The sequence below is a fragment of the Mycolicibacterium mageritense genome (genome assembly GCF_010727475.1).
Lineage (GTDB): Bacteria > Actinomycetota > Actinomycetes > Mycobacteriales > Mycobacteriaceae > Mycobacterium > Mycobacterium mageritense.
The window spans coordinates 3619562-3638390 of the sequence record NZ_AP022567.1; the positions used below are offsets into that span (position 1 = coordinate 3619562).

Genomic DNA, 18829 nt, shown 5'->3' on the forward strand with positions numbered 1-18829 from the left:
TGCTCGCGAGGGGAGGGTTAGCGTCCGGGCAGCTTCTGCACCGCCTGGATCATCGGCGTGAGGGCCTTCTGCCAGAGGGTCTGCGAGATGCCGAGCGGCGGATCCAGGTTCAGCACACGTGCGGTCGAAACCGTCTGCGATTCGGTGTATTTGAGGATGCCGTCGGCGCCGTGACGGCGGCCGACGCCGGACGCCTTCATACCGCCCATCGGGGCGGCCGTACTGCCGAACGCCAGCGCGTAGCCCTCGTCGACGTTGACCGTGCCGGCCTGCAGACGCGCGGCGATGGCCTCGCCCTCGGCCTTCGACCCTGCCCAGACGCTGGCGTTGAGGCCGTACTCGGTGTCGTTGGCCTTCGCGATGGCCTCGTCGACGGAATCGACCGGGTAGATCGCCACGAGCGGGCCGAAGGTCTCGTTGCGCCCGCATTCCATCTCGTCGGTGACGTCGGTGAGCACGGTCGGCTCGAAGAACAGCGGGCCGATGTCGGGGCGCGCGTTGCCGCCGGCAATGACCTTGGCGCCCTTGACCTTTGCGTCATCGACGTGGCCCGACACGGTCTTCACCTGGTCCTCGGAGATCAGGCTGCCCATGTCGGCGGAGAAATCGTATGCGGTCGAGAGTTTCATGTTGCGCACCTGCTCGCCGAACTTGGCCGTGAACTCGTCGGCGATCTCACGTTCGACGTAGATGCGTTCGATCGAGATGCACAGCTGGCCCGCGTTGGAGAAACACGCGCGCGTCGCGGCCTTGGCCACCACGTCGAGGTCGGCGCCTTTGGTGACGATCATGGGGTTCTTGCCGCCCAGCTCGGCCGAGAAGCCGATGAGTCGGCGGCCGCACTGTTCGGCCAGGGACCGGCCGGTCGCGGTGGAGCCCGTGAACATCAGGTAGTCGCAGTTCTCGACGATCGCGGTGCCCACCACCGAACCGGGACCGGGCACCACCGCGAACACGTCGCGCGGCAGGCCGGCCTGGTAGAGCAGTTCGGCGTTGGCCAAGGTGCAGTAGGGCGTCTGGCTGTCGGGCTTGACCACGACGGCGTTGCCCGCGAGCAGTGCCGGGATGGAATCCGAGATCGACAGCGCCATAGGGTAATTCCACGGCGAGATCACTCCGATGACGCCCTTGGGCTGATGATTGACGACGGTCTTCACGACGCCGGGGAGCAGGCCCTGTACGCGCTTCGGGGTGAGCAGCCGGGTCGCTTCACGCGAGTAGTAGCGCGCGTTCAGCATCATGTCGAGGATTTCTTCCTGAGCGGCCGAACGGGCTTTTCCGGTCTCGGCCTGCGCGACGTCCATCAGGAAATCCCGGTTGGCGATCACCAGGTCGCGGAAGCGCTCGATGACGGCGCTGCGTTCCTTGACCGGGCGCTTGGCCCACGCCACCTGCGCGGCCCTGGCCTTGGCGAAGGCCGCGGTCACGTCTTCGGCGGTGCCGACGGGGATGGTCGTCAGCTCCTTGCCGGTGAACACCTCGTCGATCGGTTTGGACTGCCGGGCCTCGACGTCCTCGATCGCGACGAGTTTGCGGAGCCGGGCGAAATCAGCGGCGGACGGAGCGGGCATCGGTGACTCTCCCTACTGGCCAGTAACTACGGTTACGCCCAACCTACTCGGTACCGGCGGTCCGACCAACCCTCCGGCAAGCCGACAGATCCGGGAAACTTCGTCCTGGGGGGACAAGACTTGTCCGATCCGTTCACGACCGTGCCTGGTCGGCCGTCCTACCGTGCGGATATGACTGTTCACCTCACCTCGACCGTCGTCGAGATCGTCGTCAATGACCTGCAGCGTTGCCTGGATTTCTACCGGCTGCTGGGCCTGGAGGTGCCTGCCGCCGACGGGCCGCATGTCGAGGTCGCGTTGCCCGGTGGCAACAAGCTCGCGTTCGACACCGAGGAAGTGATCGCGGGCATGCATCCGGGCTGGACGCCACCGGCCGGAGCCGGCCGGGTCGCGCTCGCCTTCGGGCTGGAGACTCCTGGCGCGGTCGACGAACTCTTCGAACGGCTCACCGCGGCCGGCCACGCCGGCACGCTCAAACCGTTCGACGCACCGTGGGGTCAGCGGTACGCGACAGTCGAAGACCCCGCCGGCACGTCGGTGGATCTGTTCGCGGCGCTGGAGAGCTGACGCAGCGGCACCCCGGCGAGCTCGCGGACCTCGCGGTAAAGGTGTGGCTGGTCGGCGTATCCGGCGTGGGCCGCGACCGCGCTGGTGTCCATGCCGGTGTGGATCAACTCGACCGCGCGGCGGAAGCGCAGGATGCGCCGCAACGTCGCCGGTCCGTAGCCGTACACCGCAGCGCATTGGCGTTGCAGGGTCCGGCTCGACCACCCGGCGTGGCGCGCCGTCGCGGTGACCGAATCGCCCGCTGCCAGCCGCCGCGTCACGTCCCGCAGCACCGGCAGTGGCCACGGCGTGGTCTCCGCCCGGGGCGTCTCGGCGGCCAGGGCGACGGTCAGTTGCAGCAGCGAGCGATCAGCTCCCGTGGTGCGCAGATCCCTCAGGTCGACGCGGGTGTTGCGCAACTCGGCCGCCGGAACCCCCAGCAGCCTGGGCAGCACCCCGGGCCGAAAACGCAGACCGTGCAACGGTTCCGGGCCGCGCTGCGCGACGAACGCTGTGGTGTCGGGGCCGGCGACGATCACCCTGTCACCGCTGCGGATCAGGTCCATGCAGCCGTCGGGAAGAACGCGGGCGTCTTCTGGTGCGCGGTCGCTGGCCCAGCCGCACTCCACGAGCGAGCGCAACTCGGCGGGTGCCGGAATCTCGCGGTAGCCCACGACTCCACGCTACCGGGGTGGGCCCGCGATTGGTTCTGCGGTGAGGGTGTGGGTTACTCGTGCTTTTGCGCCGTGGGCGCAGGGTGAGTGCGGTGTGGGGTGGGCGCAGGCTCAACGCGAGACGCGGCGCGCCGTGGGCGCAGGGTCAACGCGGAAAACGGGGTCCGCGCAGTCGGTGCCCTCGGCGGACAGCTGACGCTTGATCACCTTGAACGTCTCGGTGCGTGGCAGCGTTGCGCCTACCCGTACATATGTGGGCCACTGCTTCGGGCCGAGATCGGTTTGGCGCGAAAGGAACTCGCGGAAGGACGAAACATCGAACTCCACGCCGGGAACCAGCACCAGCGCGGCCATCACCTGATCGCCGACCGCGGGATCGGGGATCGGATACACGGCGGCCTCGACAACACCGGGGTAGCGCAACAGGATTCGCTCGATCGGGGCGGTTCCCAGGTTCTCGCCGTCGACCCGCATCCAGTCTCCGAGTCGGCCGGCGAAATAGACGTAGTCGTTCTCGTCGCGATACCCCAGGTCGCCGGTGTGGTAGACGCCGCCGGCCATGCGTTCGGTCTCGGCGTCGGGGGAGTTGTAATAACCGCGGAACCAGCCGCGCCCCGTGGGATTGACGATCTCGCCCACCACACCTGGCGGACACGGTTCACCCGTCTCGACGTCGACGATCGCGACCTCGTCGGTGAGCGGGCCGAGCGATCCGTCGGGGGTGTCGGGGGTGCGGGCGATGGCCACACCGCCTTCGGTGGAACCGAATCCGTCGACCACGACGACACCGAACCGCTCGGCGAACCGTGGCAGATCCCGTGGTGCGCCCTCGTTGCCGTACAGGATCCGCAACGGATTGTCGGCGTCGTCGGGTTGCTCCGGTGTGGCCAGGATGTAGGACAGCGGCTTGCCGACGTAGTTCGCGTACGTCGCGCCGTAGCGGCGGACATCGGGGAGGAATCGCGATGCGGAGAACTTGCGCCGCAGGGCAATCGACGCTCCCGCGGCCAGGCCGACGGCCCAGCCCGCCATGATGGCGTTCGAGTGGAACAACGGCATCGCCAGGTAGACGGTGTCGGCGGGGCCCAGGCCGAACCGGTCGGCGAGCATCCGCCCCGGGAACGCCACCTTGTCGTGGGTTACGCGGACTGCCTTGGGGTCACCGCTCGTGCCCGACGTGAAGATCAGCATGAACAGGTCGTCGGGGGACACGTCGCCGAACGTCACCGGGCTGTCCCGGTACGACGCGAGTTCGGTGGCCCAGGCTTCCGATTCGACGTCGATGTACTCCACACCGGCCGGCACACAACCCGGTGAATCCGACAGCACCAGCTGGCAGTCGGCCAACTCGATGTCGCGGGCCAGCGCGTCGCCGCGCCGGGTCGGGTTGAGGCCGACCGGTACCAACCCCGTCAGACCGGCGGCGACCAACAGGCTGGAGAAGAACCGCGTATTGCCCAGCAACACACCGACATGCGGCGGCTTCCCGGGATCGAGTCGGGCCCGCAGGGCCGCCGCGAGCTGTGCCCCTTCGGCGATGTGGTCGGCCCAGCTGACGAACGAATCACCCTCGTGGACACCACGATCGGTGACCGCCGCCAGCGGGGCCAACAGTTGCGTGACGGTTGGACCGGTCAAGCGGGGGTGTCCGCCAATTCACGTCCGATGCGCAGCAATTGGCCGGTGGCTCCGCCGAGCGCGAACTCGGTCTGCTTGGCGGCCAGGAAGTAGCGGTGCACCGGGTGATCCATGTCGATGCCGACGCCGCCGTGCACGTGCACGGCGGTGTGCGCTACGCGGTGTCCGGCCTCGGCGGCCCAGAACGCGGCGCTGGAGACATCGATGTCGGCGGGGAGATCCTCGGAAAGCCGCCAGGCGGCCTGGGTCAGCGTGAGCCGGAGGCCCTTGACGTCGATGTACCCGTCGGCCAGTCGCGCCGACACGGCCTGGAAGCTGCCGATCGGACGGTCGAACTGCTCGCGCTCGCGCGCGTATTCAGCCGTCAGTTCGAGGGCCCGCTCCAGCACGCCGAGCTGATAGGCGCTGCGGCCGAGGGCCGCGTGCGTGGTCAGCCATGCCACCACGTCGGCGCCACCCACGACGCGAGAGGCGTCGACCTCGGTGCCCTCCAGCTCCAGCAGCCCGACACTGCCGCGGCCGGTGGTGTCGAGTGCGGTCACCGTGACGCCGGGGTCGGCCGCGGTGACCAGGAAAACGCTTACGCCGGAACCCGTTTCGGCGGGAACCAGGAACGCGTCGGCGACCGGTCCGTAGCCGACGAGGGTGCGCGTGCCGGTGAGGCGGCCGTCGGTGGCCTGAACGGGGCCCTGCCCCATCTCTCCGTCGAGTGCGACGGCGAGGATCTTCGAGCCGGCCACCGCGGGCGCCGCCCACTGCGCGCGCAGTTCGTCGGACCCGAACGCCGCGAGCGCGCCGGCGGCCAGCACCACCGACTCCAGGTACGGCACGGCCGCGAGCTGGCGACCGAGCGCGGTCAGCACCGCGGTCTGCTCGAGCACGCCGAACCCGCCGCCGCCCACCGCCTCCGGAGCCGCGGCCGAAAGCACGTCGGCCTCGACGAGCTTGGCCCACAGGACACGGTCGAAGCGTTGTTCCAGCTTGTCGAGGTCGCGCTGATGTTCGGGCGTGCACACCGATTCGGTGATGGTCCGGACCAGGCCGCCCAGGTCGTCGGCGGCTTCTGTCGTCTTGAAATCCATGATGTCCCTTACCGATTAACCCTGGGCAGGCCCAGGGCGACCATGCCGATGATGTCCCGCTGAATCTCGTTGGTGCCGCCACCGAACGTCAGGATCAACGCCGACCGGTGGAACCGTTCGATGCGGCCGCGCAGCAGGGCACCCCGGGAATCGGCCCGCAGCGTCGCCGACGTGCCGAGCACCTCCATCAGCAGGCGGTAGGCCTCGGTGGCGAGTTCGGTGCCGTACACCTTGGCCGCGGACGCATCCGCCGGCGACGGCGCGGCATCCTGCGCGGAGGCCAGCTCCCAGTTGATGAGCTTGAGCACCTCGGCCTTGGCATGCACGCGTGCGAGGTTGAGCTGAACCCATTCCGAGTCGATCACGCGCTTGCCGTGCACGTCCTTGGTGTTCTGCGCCCACTCGCGGACGCCGTCGAGCGCGACGTAGATGGGCTGGGCCGAGACGAGCGCGACGCGCTCGTGGTTGAGCTGGTTGGTGACGAGCTTCCAGCCGGCGTTCTCCTCGCCGACCAGGTTCGTGACCGGAACCCGCACGTCTTGGTAATAGGTCGCGCTGGTGTCGACGCCGGACATGGTGTGCACGGGCGTCCACGAGAAGCCCTCGGCGGTGGTCGGCACGATGAGCATCGATATGCCGCGGTGCTTCTTGGCCTCGGGATTGGTGCGCACCGCCAACCACACGTAGTCGGCATACGCGATCAGGCTCGTCCACATCTTCTGGCCGTTGATGACGTAGTCGTCACCGTCGCGGACCGCGGTGGTGCGCAGCGCCGCGAGGTCGGTGCCCGCGCCGGGTTCGGAGTAGCCGATCGAGAAGTGCAGCTCGCCCGCGGCGATCTTGGGCAGGAAGAACTTCTTCTGCTCCTCGGTGCCGAAGTGCATGATCGTCGGCGCGACGCTGTTGATGGTCAGGAACGGCACCGGCGCGCCCGCGATCGCCGCCTCGTCGGTGAAGATCAGCCCGTCCATGGGTGGGCGGGCCTGGCCGCCGAACTCCTTGGGCCAGCTCAGCGTCAGCCAGCCGTCCTTGCCCATCTGCGCGACGGTCTCGCGGTAGACGTTGCCGCGTCCCATCTCGCCTTCCGACGAGCTGAGCGCTTCGACCCGGTCAGGCGTCATCAGTCGGGAGAAGTACGCGCGCAGCTCGCGGCGCAGCTCCTCCTGTTCGGGGGTGTAACCGATCCGCATCCGCTTTGCATCCTCACTGGTAGATCGACCTGAGTTCTCACCCGGTTGTAACACGTTCTAGTCTTGGGGTCCAGGCCGGTGTTGGACTATAGCCGTCCTGGCGGGTCGTATTCTGTGCCTGCGCGCACGCAGCCCCGTGTGCGCACACGTCGTGAGGAGGTCGTCATGCGAGTTGAAGTTGACCGCGATCGCTGTGAAGGCAATGCGGTGTGCGTGGGAATTGCCCCTGATCTGTTCGATCTCGACGACGAGGACTACGCCGTCGTGAAAGCCGATCCGGTGCCTGCCGATCAGGAGGAACTGGCCGAGCAGTCCATCGCGGAGTGCCCGCGCGCGGCCCTGCTCCGCAAAGACTAGAGGTATTCATAAATTCCGGCCCGCGCAGGCACGGGCGCGAAAGATCAAGTGGACGCTAGGAGCGCTATGACCAACGACGACGTTCAGATCGACCTGTCCGGGAAGGTTGCGGTGGTGACCGGCGCAGCCGCCGGTCTGGGCCGCGCCGAGGCCATCGGGCTCGCGCAGGCCGGGGCAACCGTGGTGGTCAACGACATGGCCGGAGCGCTCGACGCCTCGGACGTGCTCGACGAGATCGCAGCCGCCGGATCGAAAGGTGTGGCCGTGGTCGGCGACATCAGCCAGCGCGCCACCGCAGACGAGCTGGTCGCGACCGCCGACAGCCTGGGCGGCTTGAACATCGTCGTCAACAACGCCGGCATCACCCGCGACCGGATCCTTTTCAACATGACCGACGAGGAGTGGGACGCCGTCATCGCGGTGCACCTGCGCGGCCACTTCCTGCTGACCCGCAACGCCGCCACGTATTGGCGTGCGAAGGCCAAGGAGGGTGACGGCACGGTATACGGCCGCATCGTCAACACGTCTTCGGAGGCTGGGCTGTCGGGTCCGGTCGGGCAGCCCAACTACGGCGCCGCGAAAGCGGGCATCACCGCCTTGACCCTCTCAGCGGCGCGGGCCCTGGAGAGGTTCGGTGTGCGCGCCAACGCGATCGCGCCCCGTGCGCGCACGGCGATGACGGCTGGTGTGTTCGGAGATGCGCCGGAGCTTGCTGAAGGGGCGGTCGACCCGCTGTCGACCGACCACGTGGTGACGCTCGTGCGGTTCCTGAGCTCGCCGGCTTCCGAAGCCGTCAACGGCCAGCTCTTCATCGTTTATGGTCCAACTGTCACGCTCGTCGCGGCGCCGACAGCCGAGAAACGCTTCACCGCGGACGCCGACGCATGGACGCCCGCGGACCTGAGTTCGGCGATGCGCGATTACTTTGCTGATCGTGATCCTGAGCGCGGATTCTCGGCCACCGCGCTCATGACGGAACGAGACTGACAGTCTCAGCTGTCAGCCATCGGGCGGGGTTAGAACACGTTCTAGATAGCTGTTCTTTCGATGTGCCTTGAACTGCTAAAACTGGTGAATATCGTCCTTTTTTGCCGTTCTTTGACACTGCGAACGTGTTCTAGTTACTATGAGCCGGCTCACTAAGAGCGACGTAAGAACAAAGGGGTGGGAACACCGCCGCGGCGAGCGGTCCATGACTTTTCGCCATTGCGGATAGTCTGAGCACACCCCACCCCCGAGAACGGAGCCGAGGTTTGATCGAACAGCTTGCGGTTCCGGCCCGGGCCGTGGGTGGGTTCGTCGAAATGTCGATTGACACTTTCGTCAAAACCTTCCGCCGCCCGTTCCAGCTCAAAGAGTTCCTCGACCAAACCTGGATGATCGCGCGCGTGTCGTTGGTCCCGACGCTCTTGGTCGCCATTCCGTTCACCGTGCTGGTGGCGTTCACACTCAACATCCTGCTGCGGGAGATCGGCGCCGCGGATCTGTCCGGGGCCGGCACCGCGTTCGGCACCATCACGCAGCTGGGCCCGGTCGTCACGGTGCTCGTGGTCGCCGGCGCCGGGGCCACCGCGATCTGCGCCGATCTCGGCGCCCGCACCATCCGCGAAGAGATCGACGCCATGCGGGTGCTCGGCATCGACCCGATCCAGCGGCTCGTGGTGCCCCGCGTGCTGGCCTCGACGTTCGTGGCGCTGCTGCTCAACGGTCTGGTCTGCGCGATCGGCCTGTCCGGCGGCTATGTGTTCTCAGTCTTCCTGCAGGGGGTCAACCCCGGCGCCTTCATCAACGGGTTGACGGTGCTGACCGGACTCGGTGAACTTGTGCTCGCCGAGATCAAGGCGCTGCTGTTCGGTGTGGTGGCAGGGCTGGTCGGCTGCTACCGCGGGTTGACGGTCAAGGGAGGGCCGAAGGGTGTGGGTAACGCCGTGAACGAGACCGTCGTCTACGCCTTCATCTGCCTGTTCGTCATCAACGTGATCATGACCGCCATCGGCGTCCGGGTTTTGGTGCGGTGACCGGCATGATTGTTGCGTGCGCAAAAACCGCGGGACTGAAAAGGGCGCGGGCATGAGCTACGACGCCACCCTTCGCTTTCGCCGTCTGTTCCGTGGCGTGCCCAAAGTGGTCGACAACGTCGGTGAGCAGGCCCTGTTCTACGGCGAGACGATGCGGTACATCCCCAACGCCGTCACGCGCTACCGCAAGGAGACCATCCGGCTGATCGCCGAGATGACCCTCGGCACGGGTGCGCTCATCATGATCGGCGGAACGGTCGGTGTCGCCGCGTTCATGACGCTTGCCTCCGGCGGCGTCATCGCGGTACAGGGCTACTCGTCGCTGGGCAACATCGGTATCGAGGCGCTCACGGGCTTCCTGTCGGCGTTCCTCAACGTCCGCATCGTCGCGCCCGTGATCGCCGGTATCGCGCTCGCCGCGACCATCGGCGCGGGCGCCACCGCCCAGCTCGGCGCCATGCGAGTGGCCGAGGAGATCGACGCGGTCGAGTCGATGGCCGTGCACGCGGTGTCGTACCTCGTGTCCACGCGGTTGCTCGCGGGGCTGATCGCGATCGTGCCCCTTTACTCGCTTTCGGTGCTGGCCGCGTTCTTCGCGGCCCGGTTCACCACGGTCTTCATCAACGGGCAGTCCGCGGGCCTCTATGACCACTACTTCAACACGTTCCTGATCCCGAGCGATCTGCTGTGGTCGTTCCTGCAGGCCATCGTCATGTCGATCGCGGTCATGCTGGTGCACACCTACTACGGCTACAACGCTTCGGGCGGTCCGGTCGGCGTGGGTATCGCGGTCGGGCAGGCCGTGCGCACGTCGCTCATCGTCGTCGTCACCATCACCCTGTTCATCTCCCTGGCCGTCTACGGCGCGTCCGGCAACTTCAACCTTTCCGGGTAGATCGATGTCAAACGGAAACGCGAAACGTAGCCATGTCCGGATCGCCGCGGCGATCCTGGCGGCGATCGTGCTGGCTGCGGTGGTCTTCACCTACTTGTCGTATACCGCGGCGTTCACGCCGACCGACACCGTGACGGTCACCTCGCCGCGCGCCGGTCTGGTGATGGAGCGCGACGCCAAGGTCAAGTACCGCGGCATCCAGGTCGGCAACGTCAAGGACATCGAGTACGCGGGCGACGAGGCGAAGCTCACGCTGCTGATCAACCGCAACGAGATGCGCTTCATTCCGTCGAACGCGACCGTGCGCATCGCGGGCAACACGATCTTCGGCGCCAAGTCCGTCGAGTTCCTCCCACCGGACCAGCCGCAGCCGACGTCGTTGAGAAACGGCGCGATCGTGGCCGCCAAGGACGTTCAGCTCGAGGTCAACACGCTGTTCCAGACGTTGTCGGACGTGCTGAACAAGATCGACCCGGTGAACCTGAACGCGACGCTCTCCGCGCTCGGCGAGGGTCTGCGCGGCAACGGTGACAATCTGGGTGCGGCCATGGCGGGCCTCAACACCTATCTGCAGCAACTGAATCCGAAGTTGCCGACGTTGCAGGACGACTTCGCGAAGGCCGCGGTGGTGGCCAACATCTACGGTGACGCCGGACCGGACCTGGCCAAGATCATCGACAACGTGCCGACGCTCAACAAGACCATCGTCGACGAGCAGGACAACCTCAACGCGACGTTGCTCGCCGCGACCGGGCTCGCCAACAACGGCACCGCAACGCTGGGCCCGGCGGCCGACAACTACATCGCGGCCATCCAGCGACTGCGGGCTCCGTTGAAGGTGGCGGGCGACTACTCACCCGAATTCGGCTGCATCCTGCAGGGCACGTCGGTCGGCGTGGATCGCTTCGCCCCGATCATCGGCGGGATCCGGCCCGGCCTGTTCGTGGCGTCGAACTTCCTCCCAGGCGCGCCGGCCTACACGTACCCCGAGAGCCTGCCGCTCGTGAACGCGTCGGGCGGCCCGAACTGTCGCGGTCTGCCCAATCCGCCGTCGAAGCAGTTCGGCGGCAGCTGGTACCACTCGCCGTTCCTGGTTACCGACAACGCCTACGTTCCGTTCCAGCCGAACACCGAGGTGCAGTTCGACGCGCCCGCAACGCTGCAGTTCCTGTTCAACGGTGCGTTCGCGGAAAGGGACGATTTCTGATGGCCGGCGCCTACAAGGACCGGACGATGCTCAAGGTCAGCATCTTCACGGTGGTGATGCTGCTGGTCGCGGCCGGGCTGGTGGTGGTGTTCGGCGAGTTCCGGTTCGCCGCGGGCAACAGCTACCACGCGACGTTCTCCGAGGCGTCACGGCTGAAGGCCGGCCAGGACGTCCGGATCGCCGGCGTTCCGGTCGGCACGGTCAACGACGTGAAGCTCAACCCCGACAACACCGTCGACGTCGCGTTCGACGTCAACAAGCGCTACCAGCTCTACACGTCCAGCCGGGCCGTGGTGCGCTACGAGAACCTCGTGGGCGACCGCTACATGGAGATCACCTCTGGGCCAGGCGAACTGCGCAAGCTTCCTGCGGGCGGCACGATCGCGCTGCAGAACACCCAGCCCGCACTGGATCTCGACGCCTTGCTGGGCGGCTTGCGTCCGGTGCTCAAGGGCCTCGACGGCGCCAAGGTCAACGAGGTCTCCAACGCGGTGATCGAACTGCTGCAGGGCCAGGGCGGTGCGCTCAACAGCCTGCTCACCAGCACCGGGGCCTTCACCCAGAACCTGGCGGCCCGCGATCAGCTGATCGGCGACGTCATCACCAACCTGAACACCGTGCTGGGCACCGTCGACGAGAAGGGCGCGCAGTTCGACGCCAGCGTCGACGAACTGCAGAAGCTGATCACCGGCCTGGCCGAGGGACGCGATCCCATCGCCGGGGCGATCGGCCCGCTGGCGTCGGCGGAGAACGATCTCACCGACATGCTGGAGAAGTCCCGGCGGCCCCTGCAGGGCGTCCTCGAAAACGCCCGCCCGCTGGCGCAGCGCCTGGACGAACGCAAGGGCGACGTCAACAAGGTGATCGAACCGCTCGCCGAGAACTACCTGCGGCTCAACGCCCTCGGTGCCTACGGGTCGTTCTTCAACATCTACTACTGCTCGATCCGGATGAAGGTCAACGGACCTGCAGGCAGCGACATCCTGATTCCGTTCGGCGGACCGCCGGATCCGTCCAAGGGGAGGTGTGCACCGAAGAATGACTAGTTTGAGCAGCTCGCGCAACTCGAATCCGCTGCGCACCGGAATCATCGGCATCTTCGTGGTGGCGTGCCTGGTGCTGGTCGCGTTCGGCTACACCAGCCTGCCGTTCTTCCCGCAGGGCAAGCAGTACGAGGCCTATTTCAGCGATGCCGGCGGGATCAACCCCGGCAACGACGTGAACGTCTCGGGCATCACGGTCGGCAAGGTGACCGACGTGGCGCTGTCCGGGGCCAACGCCAAGGTCGGCTTCACGGTGGACCGCAAGATCAAGGTCGGCGACCAGTCTCTGGTGGCCATCAAGACCGACACCGTGCTCGGCGAGAAGTCGCTGTCGGTCACGCCGAAAGGCGCGGGCTCGCAGACCGTCATCCCGTTGGGCCGCACCACGACTCCCTACACGCTCAACACCGCGCTGCAGGATCTCGGGCAGAACGTGAGCGAACTGGACAAGCCTAAATTCGAGCAGGCCCTGCAGACGCTGACCGACACGCTGCGGGATGCCACGCCGCAACTGCGCGGCGCGCTCGACGGCGTGGCCAATCTGTCGCGCAGCATCAACAGGCGCGACGAGGCCCTCGAAGGCCTGCTCATGCATGCCAAGCGGGTCTCGGATCTGCTGGCGCAGCGGGCCGGCCAGGTCAACCAGCTGATCACCGACGGCAACCAGCTGTTCGCGGCCCTCGACGAGCGCAGACAGGCCCTGAGCACCCTGATCGCCGGCATCGACGATGTGTCCAAACAGCTTTCGGGGTTCGTCGCGGACAACCGCCGCGAGTTCAAGCCCGCGCTGGACAAGCTGAACCTGGTGATGGACAACCTGCTGGAGCGCAAAGAGCACATCGGTGAGGCGCTCAAGCGCCTGCCGCCGTATGCCACCGCGCTCGGCGAGGTGGTCGGCAACGGCCCGGGCTTCAACATCAACCTGTACGGCCTGCCGCCGGCAGCGATGTCCGAGGTTCTGCTCGACACCTACTTCCAGCCCGGCAAGCTGCCCGACAGCCTCGCCGACATGCTGCGCGGCTACATCTCGGAACGCACGATCATCAGGCCGAAATCGCCATGACACAAGGGAATTCAGTGTCCAGACGAAATCGCTGGCTGCGCGCCGGGCTCGCGGCGTTACTGCTGGTGACGCTCGCCGTCGGCGTCTACCAGGTGTGGCCGTCCCGCGTCGGCCACAAGCTCACGGCCTACTTCACCAACGCCGTCGGCCTGTACGCCGGCGACGAGGTGCGGGTGGTCGGCGTGCCGGTGGGCCGGATCGACTCGATCGAGCCGCGGCCCTCGGACGTCAAGATCACCATGACCGTCGACAGCGACGTCAAGGTGCCTGCCGACGCCAAGGCGCTGATCATCGCGCCGAACCTGGTGTCGGCCAGGTTCATCCAGCTCACCCCGGCCTATACCGAGGGCGACGTGATGGCCGACGGCGCGTCGATCGGCCTGGACCGCACGGGCGTGCCGGTCGAATGGGACGAGGTCAAGGAGCAGCTGACCGCGCTGAGCACGCAACTCGGCCCGCAGCAGGGTTCGGTGGCCGGCCCGCTGGCCGACTTCGTGAACCAGGCCGCCGACACGTTCGACGGCAACGGTGACTCGTTCCGCTCGGCGCTGCGCGAGCTTTCGCAAACTGCTGGGCGCCTTGGTGATTCGCGTACCGACCTGTTCGGCACGGTCAAGAACCTGCAGATCCTGGTCAACGCGCTGTCCAACAGCAACGAGCAGATCGTGCAGTTCACCAACCACGTGGCGTCGGTGTCGCAGGTGCTCGCCGACAGCTCGAGCGATCTGGACAACACCCTGGCGACGCTGAACCAGGCGCTGGGGGATGTGCGTGGGCTCCTGCACGAGAGCAACGACGCGCTGATCGGCCAGGTGAACAAGCTCGCGGACTTCACGCAGATCATGACCGACCACAGCGACGACATCGAGCAGATCCTGCACATCACACCCAACGGCCTGGCGAACTTCTACAACATCTACAACCCGGCGCAGGGCACCGTCGGCGGTCTGCTGTCGCTGCCGAACTTCGCCAACCCCGTGCAGTTCATCTGCGGTGGCACGTTCGACACCGGTGCGAACCCCGACAACTACAAGCGTGCCGAGATCTGCAGGCAACGCATGGGCCCCGTGCTCAAGCGCATCACCATGAACTATCCGCCGGTGCTGTTCCACCCGATCAACAGCATCACCGCGTACAAGGGCCAGATCATCTACGACACCCCGGCGACCGAAGCGAAGTCCGAGACGCCGCTGCCATATCTGCAGTGGCAGAACGCCCCCGGCGTGACACCACCCCAGATTCCGTCGGACGCCACGCTGTCGTCGCTGGTGCTGCCGCCCGACCCGGCCGCGGCTCCCGGTGCGCCCACGCCCGGTGCGGCAGGCACGCCGGCGCTCCCGAGCACGTCGCACAACGGCGGCCCCGAAGCCCCGGTCCCCGCTCCGGGCCCGGTGCCGCCGCCGGAGCCCGGTGCCCCGATGCCGGCAGAGGCAGGTGCGGGCGGATGAGGACTGCACACGTCTTGCGCCGGGCGACGGTGCTCGGCAGCGGCGCCGTATTGCTCGCGGGGTGCCAGTTCGGCGGGCTGAACTCGCTGAACATGCCCGGCACCGCCGGACACGGTCCCGGGTCGTACACCATCACGGTGCAGCTGCCGGATGTCGCGACGCTGCCACAGAATTCGCCGGTGATGGTCGACGACGTGACCGTCGGCAGTGTGTCCGGTGTGGACGCCGTGCAACGTCCCGACGGCACTTTCTACGCCGCGGTGCAGCTTTCGCTCGACAGCAACGTCAAGTTGCCCGCCAACGCCACCGCGCGCGTCGCGCAGACGTCGCTGCTGGGCTCGCAGCACATCGAGTTGTCCGCTCCGGTCGACGAGCAGGGCGAAGGCGAGCTGCGCCAAGGCTCCAACATCGCGCTCAAACAGGCGGGCCGGTATCCGACCACCGAAGAGGTGCTGTCCTCGTTGGGCGTCGTCGTCAACAAGGGCAATCTCGGTGCGCTGCAAGACATCACCGACGAGGCGTTCGCCGCGGTGGCCGGGCGGCAGGGCAGCTTCGCCGACCTGATCCCGCGGCTGGCCGAGCTGACCTCGTCGCTGGACCAGCAGACCAACGACATCATCGCGGCGGCCGAGGGGCTCAACCGGTTCGCGTCGGTCCTGGCGCGCAGCAAGGACAACCTGGGCCGCACGCTAGACACGCTGCCGGGCGCGCTCAAGGTGCTCAACGACAACCGCGCCAACATCGTCGAGGCGTTCACGGCACTGCGCGGTTTCGCCGAGATCGGCGCGCGGATCCTGTCGCAGACCAAGGACGATTTCGCGGCCGACCTGAAGGATCTTTACCCGGTGATCAAGGCGTTCAACGACAACGCCGACGACTTCATCAAGGATCTCGAGTTCCTGCCGACGTTCCCGTTCCACTACAAGTACCTGCGCCAGGCGGTGCGGGGCGACTACCTGAACGTGTTCGTGACGTTCGACCTGACGTTGCGGCGGTTCGGCGAGTCGATCTTCACCACCGGCGGCTTCGATCCGAACATGAAGCACCTCGATGAAGTGATCAATCCGCCGGACTTCCTGCTCGGCGCGATGGCCAACCTTTCGGGGCAGGCCGCCGATCCGTTCAAGATCCCACCGGGAACCGCGACACAGCATGAGGGGACGCCGTAATGATCGACCGGCTGACTCGTCTGCAGCTCATGATCTTCGGGATCGTCACGGTGTTGACCGTTGGCGCGATCTCGACGTTCTACCTGCACCTGCCCGCGGCTGTGGGCATCGGCGTCTACCACGTCAAGGCCGACTTCGAGGCCGGCGGTGGCCTGTACCAGAACGCGAACGTCACCTACCGCGGCGTCACGGTCGGTCGGGTCGACTCTGTGGGCCTGTCGCCTGACGGCGTGGTCGCCAACATGCGGCTCAACAGCAACACCGCGATTCCCGACAACGTGATCGCGACCGTCAAGAGCGTCTCGGCGGTCGGTGAGCAGTACGTCGACCTGGTGCCACCGGAGGATCCGTCGTCGAACAAGCTGCGCAACGGCTCCACCATCAGCCAGCAGAACACCCGCGTGGGCCAGGACATCGCTGGCCTGCTGCACGAGGCCGACACCTTGGTGAGCAGTGTCAGCAACAGCCGACTGCAGGATCTGCTGCGCGAATCGTTCAAGGCGTTCAACGGATCCGGCCCCGAGCTCGCCCGACTGATCCAGTCGTCGCGGCTGCTGATCGACGAGGCCAACGCCAACTATGGCGAGACCACGCAGTTGATCGACCAGGCCGGGCCGTTCCTGGAAGCCCAGATGCGCAGCGGCGACGACATCCGGTCGCTGGCCGAGGGGCTCGCGCGGTTCACCGGCGAGGTCGCGGGCGCCGATGCGCAACTGCGCACGACGCTGAAGACCGTGCCGGGCGCCACGTCCGAGGCCAACACCGCGTTCAGCGGCATCCGCCCGTCGTTCCCGGTGCTGGCCGCCAACCTGGCCAACTTCGGCCGGATCGGCGTGATCTACAGCAAGTCGATCGAACAGGCGCTGGTGATCTTCCCGGCGCTGATGGCCGCGCTGAACACCGTGGCAGGCGGCGTGCCCACCGACGAGGGCGGCAAGCTCGACTTCAAGGTGGATCTGGGGGACGCGCCACCGTGCCTGACGGGCTTTGTGCCCGCGACCCAGATCCGGTCTCCCGCGGACGAAACCCTGCGAGAGCTGCCGCCCGACCTGTACTGCAAGACCGCGCACAACGATCCCTCGGTGGTGCGCGGCGCGCGCAACTACCCGTGCCAGGAGTTCCCCGGCAAGCGCGCACCCACGGTGCAGCTGTGCCGCGATCCCAACGGATACGTGCCGATCGGCACCAACCCGTGGCGCGGTCCGCCGGTGCCCTACGGGACGCCGATCGACGACGGCCGGAACATCTTGCCGCCCAACAAGTTCCCGATGATTCCGCCGCAGGTGGATCCGGATCCGGGGCCGCCCGTGGTGCAGCTGCCGCCGGGTGTCGAGCCGGGCCCTGGGCCCGCGCCGCACGCCCCGTTCCCGTTGCCGGTGCCGCCCAACAAGCCGGGGCCGCAGCCGCCGCCATGGCCGTACTTCGCGCCGCCCGACCAGATCGTCCCGCCGTACGGCAGGACGGCACCGCCTGCCGACGCACCGCCGCCCCCGCCGGACGCGCCCGCGCCGCCACCGGCAGACGCGCCGCTGCCCGCGGAGGCGCCACCACTGGCCAGCCCGGCCGGGATCGGCAGTTACGATCCCCATACCGGGGTCTTTGCGGATGCCGACGGTGGCACCGGTGTGTACGCGCCCGGCGCAGACAATCTGGCACCCCCGCAGACCTGGGCAGATCTGATGACGGATCCAAGGCAGGCTTGATGACCGAGGAAACGGCCTCCACCGTGAGGCCGGAGCGTCGTCGTGCGTCCCGGGCGGCTGGTCCGGCCGGCGGCGAGGCGACGCCCACCACGACCGATATCCGAATAGAAGCGGCGCCGCCGGCGAAACCGGCGGCCAAAACACCCAAGAAGCCCGCCGCCACACCGCTCAAACTGGTGCGCAGGCGCCCGCACGCGGCGATGGTCGCGCTCGTCGCCACCGCGGTGCTCGGCGTCGTCGTGATCGCACTGGCGAGCCTGGTCGCGCTGATGGCCCACCAGCAGGGGCAGGCGGACGCCGCGCAGGCGCGCGATCAGCGCTTCGTGGACACCGGCAAGCAGACCGTGGTCAACATGTTCAGCTACACGCAGGACACCATCGACGAGAGCGTGCGCCGCTTCGTCGACGACACCAGCGGCCCATTGCGCGACATGATGACGCGGGACAACAACGCCGACAATCTCAAGGCGTTGTTCCGCGACACCAACGCCAGCTCGGAGGCCGTGGTCAGCGGTGCCGCACTCGAGGGCATCGACGACATCGCGGGCAACGCCTCGGTGCTCGTGGCCGTTCGGGTCACCGTCACCGACGTCGACGGTGTCAACGCGCCCTCCAAGCCCTACCGGCTGCGGGTCATCGTGCACGAGGACGACAACGGCCACATGACGGGGTACGACATCAAATGGCCCGACGGAGGCAACTGATGCGCGGGCGGTGGACGGGCCGGTTGGCGGTGTTCGTGGGCGTGCTGCTCGCCGTCGCGGTGGTGGCACTCGGCGCCGTCGGCGGCAGCATGTACTGGAATCGCGTCGAGACGCACGCGGAGCAGCAGACCCGCGATGCGCTGCCGGATCTCGCGAAGGACCAGATTCCCGCGATCCTCGGGTTCGACTACCAGACCATCCGGGCCAGCAGCATCCAGGCGTATCAGCTGATGACGCCGGAGTTCCGCAAGCAGTACGAGGACGAGTCCAACAAGACCATCATCCCGCAGGCGCTCGATCGCCAGGTGATCAGCCAGGTCAACGTGGTCGGTGTCGGAATGCTCACCGCCCAACGCAATTCGGGTTCGGTGCTGGTGTTCATGAACCGCACCCTCACCGACAAATCCAAACAGCCGTTGTACGACGGCAGCCGCCTGCAGGTCGACTATCAGAAGATCGACGGCCGCTGGCTGATCAACGCGATCAATCTGGTCTGATCCGCCGAAAAATCTCTGCACCGA

At 67.1% G+C, this 18829-nt stretch carries 18 protein-coding genes; 13 read left to right on the forward strand and 5 right to left on the reverse strand.

From position 1 onward, the window contains the following. Window positions 1–17: 17 nt before the first annotated feature. Complete coding sequence (locus G6N67_RS17315; protein WP_036430033.1) at window positions 18–1571, reverse strand: succinic semialdehyde dehydrogenase; 1554 nt, start codon at window positions 1569–1571, stop codon at window positions 18–20. A 171-nt stretch (window positions 1572–1742) separates the two neighbouring features. On the opposite strand from G6N67_RS17315, the gene G6N67_RS17320 reads away from it, so the two are divergent. Next, window positions 1743–2138: a VOC family protein gene (locus G6N67_RS17320; RefSeq protein WP_036430031.1), complete on the forward strand. Its 396-nt coding sequence runs from the start codon at window positions 1743–1745 to the stop codon at window positions 2136–2138. On the opposite strand, the gene G6N67_RS17325 is transcribed toward G6N67_RS17320, so the two are convergent. From G6N67_RS17325 to G6N67_RS17340, 4 genes are all read right to left on the reverse strand, one after another. After that, window positions 2069–2791 (reverse strand): DUF6597 domain-containing transcriptional factor, encoded by a 723-nt coding sequence (locus G6N67_RS17325; protein WP_036430029.1) that lies wholly within the window; start codon window positions 2789–2791, stop codon window positions 2069–2071. The two genes, G6N67_RS17320 and G6N67_RS17325, sit on opposite strands and share 70 nt — an antisense overlap. 111 nt (window positions 2792–2902) lie before the next feature. After that, window positions 2903–4429 (reverse strand): long-chain-fatty-acid--CoA ligase FadD17, encoded by a 1527-nt coding sequence (fadD17, locus tag G6N67_RS17330; RefSeq protein WP_036430027.1) that lies wholly within the window; start codon window positions 4427–4429, stop codon window positions 2903–2905. Beyond that, the gene (locus tag G6N67_RS17335) at window positions 4426–5511 is read right to left on the reverse strand and encodes an acyl-CoA dehydrogenase family protein (protein ID WP_036430025.1); all 1086 of its coding nucleotides are present in this window, start codon (window positions 5509–5511) and stop codon (window positions 4426–4428) included. The genes fadD17 and G6N67_RS17335 overlap by 4 nt, the downstream gene beginning before the upstream one ends. 8 nt (window positions 5512–5519) lie before the next feature. After that, window positions 5520–6701 carry an acyl-CoA dehydrogenase family protein gene (locus tag G6N67_RS17340; RefSeq protein WP_036430023.1) on the reverse strand — a complete coding sequence of 394 codons (1182 nt, stop codon included), beginning with the start codon at window positions 6699–6701 and terminating at the stop codon, window positions 5520–5522. 165 nt (window positions 6702–6866) lie between these two features. On the opposite strand from G6N67_RS17340, the gene G6N67_RS17345 reads away from it, so the two are divergent. From G6N67_RS17345 to G6N67_RS17400, 12 genes are all read left to right on the forward strand, one after another. Continuing rightward, window positions 6867–7058: a ferredoxin gene (locus G6N67_RS17345; RefSeq protein ID WP_036430021.1), complete on the forward strand. Its 192-nt coding sequence runs from the start codon at window positions 6867–6869 to the stop codon at window positions 7056–7058. Between the two features lie 66 nt (window positions 7059–7124). Then, window positions 7125–8045 carry a 3-oxoacyl-ACP reductase gene (locus G6N67_RS17350; RefSeq protein WP_036430019.1) on the forward strand — a complete coding sequence of 307 codons (921 nt, stop codon included), beginning with the start codon at window positions 7125–7127 and terminating at the stop codon, window positions 8043–8045. Between the two features lie 266 nt (window positions 8046–8311). After that, window positions 8312–9076, forward strand: coding sequence for an MlaE family ABC transporter permease (locus G6N67_RS17355; protein ID WP_036430017.1), 765 nt, complete (start codon window positions 8312–8314; stop codon window positions 9074–9076). 52 nt (window positions 9077–9128) lie between these two features. Further along, the gene (locus G6N67_RS17360; RefSeq protein WP_036430015.1) at window positions 9129–9971 is read left to right on the forward strand and encodes an MlaE family ABC transporter permease; all 843 of its coding nucleotides are present in this window, start codon (window positions 9129–9131) and stop codon (window positions 9969–9971) included. A gap of 4 nt (window positions 9972–9975) precedes the next feature. Next, window positions 9976–11178, forward strand: a complete 1203-nt coding sequence (locus G6N67_RS17365; RefSeq protein WP_036430013.1) for an MCE family protein — start codon at window positions 9976–9978, stop codon at window positions 11176–11178. Continuing rightward, entirely contained in the window at window positions 11178–12224 is a 1047-nt protein-coding gene (locus tag G6N67_RS17370) for an MCE family protein (protein ID WP_036430011.1), read from the forward strand. Before G6N67_RS17365 ends, G6N67_RS17370 begins: the two co-directional genes overlap by 1 nt. Then, window positions 12217–13284 (forward strand): virulence factor Mce family protein, encoded by a 1068-nt coding sequence (locus G6N67_RS17375; protein ID WP_374762469.1) that lies wholly within the window; start codon window positions 12217–12219, stop codon window positions 13282–13284. The genes G6N67_RS17370 and G6N67_RS17375 overlap by 8 nt, the downstream gene beginning before the upstream one ends. Further along, entirely contained in the window at window positions 13281–14732 is a 1452-nt protein-coding gene (locus G6N67_RS17380; protein WP_036430007.1) for an MCE family protein, read from the forward strand. The genes G6N67_RS17375 and G6N67_RS17380 overlap by 4 nt, the downstream gene beginning before the upstream one ends. Then, entirely contained in the window at window positions 14729–15901 is a 1173-nt protein-coding gene (locus G6N67_RS17385; RefSeq protein ID WP_036430005.1) for an MCE family protein, read from the forward strand. Before G6N67_RS17380 ends, G6N67_RS17385 begins: the two co-directional genes overlap by 4 nt. Further along, the gene (locus G6N67_RS17390) at window positions 15901–17604 is read left to right on the forward strand and encodes an MCE family protein (RefSeq protein ID WP_036430003.1); all 1704 of its coding nucleotides are present in this window, start codon (window positions 15901–15903) and stop codon (window positions 17602–17604) included. Before G6N67_RS17385 ends, G6N67_RS17390 begins: the two co-directional genes overlap by 1 nt. Continuing rightward, window positions 17604–18308, forward strand: coding sequence for an Rv1363c family protein (locus tag G6N67_RS17395; protein ID WP_036430002.1), 705 nt, complete (start codon window positions 17604–17606; stop codon window positions 18306–18308). The genes G6N67_RS17390 and G6N67_RS17395 overlap by 1 nt, the downstream gene beginning before the upstream one ends. Further along, entirely contained in the window at window positions 18308–18805 is a 498-nt protein-coding gene (locus G6N67_RS17400) for a hypothetical protein (protein WP_036430001.1), read from the forward strand. The genes G6N67_RS17395 and G6N67_RS17400 overlap by 1 nt, the downstream gene beginning before the upstream one ends. Window positions 18806–18829 lie beyond the last annotated feature (24 nt).

Bases quoted from the DNA above. Each gene is read 5' to 3' on its own strand.
- G6N67_RS17315 (WP_036430033.1), bottom strand. From the start codon at position 1,571: ATGCCCGCTCCGTCCGCCGCTGATTTCGCCCGGCTCCGCAAACTCGTC.
- G6N67_RS17350 (WP_036430019.1), top strand. From the start codon at position 7,125: ATGACCAACGACGACGTTCAGATCGACCTGTCCGGGAAGGTTGCGGTG.
- G6N67_RS17340 (WP_036430023.1), bottom strand. From the start codon at position 6,701: ATGCGGATCGGTTACACCCCCGAACAGGAGGAGCTGCGCCGCGAGCTG.
- G6N67_RS17380 (WP_036430007.1), top strand. From the start codon at position 13,281: ATGACACAAGGGAATTCAGTGTCCAGACGAAATCGCTGGCTGCGCGCC.
- G6N67_RS17365 (WP_036430013.1), top strand. From the start codon at position 9,976: ATGTCAAACGGAAACGCGAAACGTAGCCATGTCCGGATCGCCGCGGCG.
- G6N67_RS17390 (WP_036430003.1), top strand. From the start codon at position 15,901: ATGATCGACCGGCTGACTCGTCTGCAGCTCATGATCTTCGGGATCGTC.
- G6N67_RS17360 (WP_036430015.1), top strand. From the start codon at position 9,129: ATGAGCTACGACGCCACCCTTCGCTTTCGCCGTCTGTTCCGTGGCGTG.
- G6N67_RS17400 (WP_036430001.1), top strand. From the start codon at position 18,308: ATGCGCGGGCGGTGGACGGGCCGGTTGGCGGTGTTCGTGGGCGTGCTG.
- G6N67_RS17345 (WP_036430021.1), top strand. From the start codon at position 6,867: ATGCGAGTTGAAGTTGACCGCGATCGCTGTGAAGGCAATGCGGTGTGC.
- G6N67_RS17375 (WP_374762469.1), top strand. From the start codon at position 12,217: ATGACTAGTTTGAGCAGCTCGCGCAACTCGAATCCGCTGCGCACCGGA.
- G6N67_RS17385 (WP_036430005.1), top strand. From the start codon at position 14,729: ATGAGGACTGCACACGTCTTGCGCCGGGCGACGGTGCTCGGCAGCGGC.
- G6N67_RS17395 (WP_036430002.1), top strand. From the start codon at position 17,604: ATGACCGAGGAAACGGCCTCCACCGTGAGGCCGGAGCGTCGTCGTGCG.
- G6N67_RS17320 (WP_036430031.1), top strand. From the start codon at position 1,743: ATGACTGTTCACCTCACCTCGACCGTCGTCGAGATCGTCGTCAATGAC.
- G6N67_RS17335 (WP_036430025.1), bottom strand. From the start codon at position 5,511: ATGGATTTCAAGACGACAGAAGCCGCCGACGACCTGGGCGGCCTGGTC.
- G6N67_RS17370 (WP_036430011.1), top strand. From the start codon at position 11,178: ATGGCCGGCGCCTACAAGGACCGGACGATGCTCAAGGTCAGCATCTTC.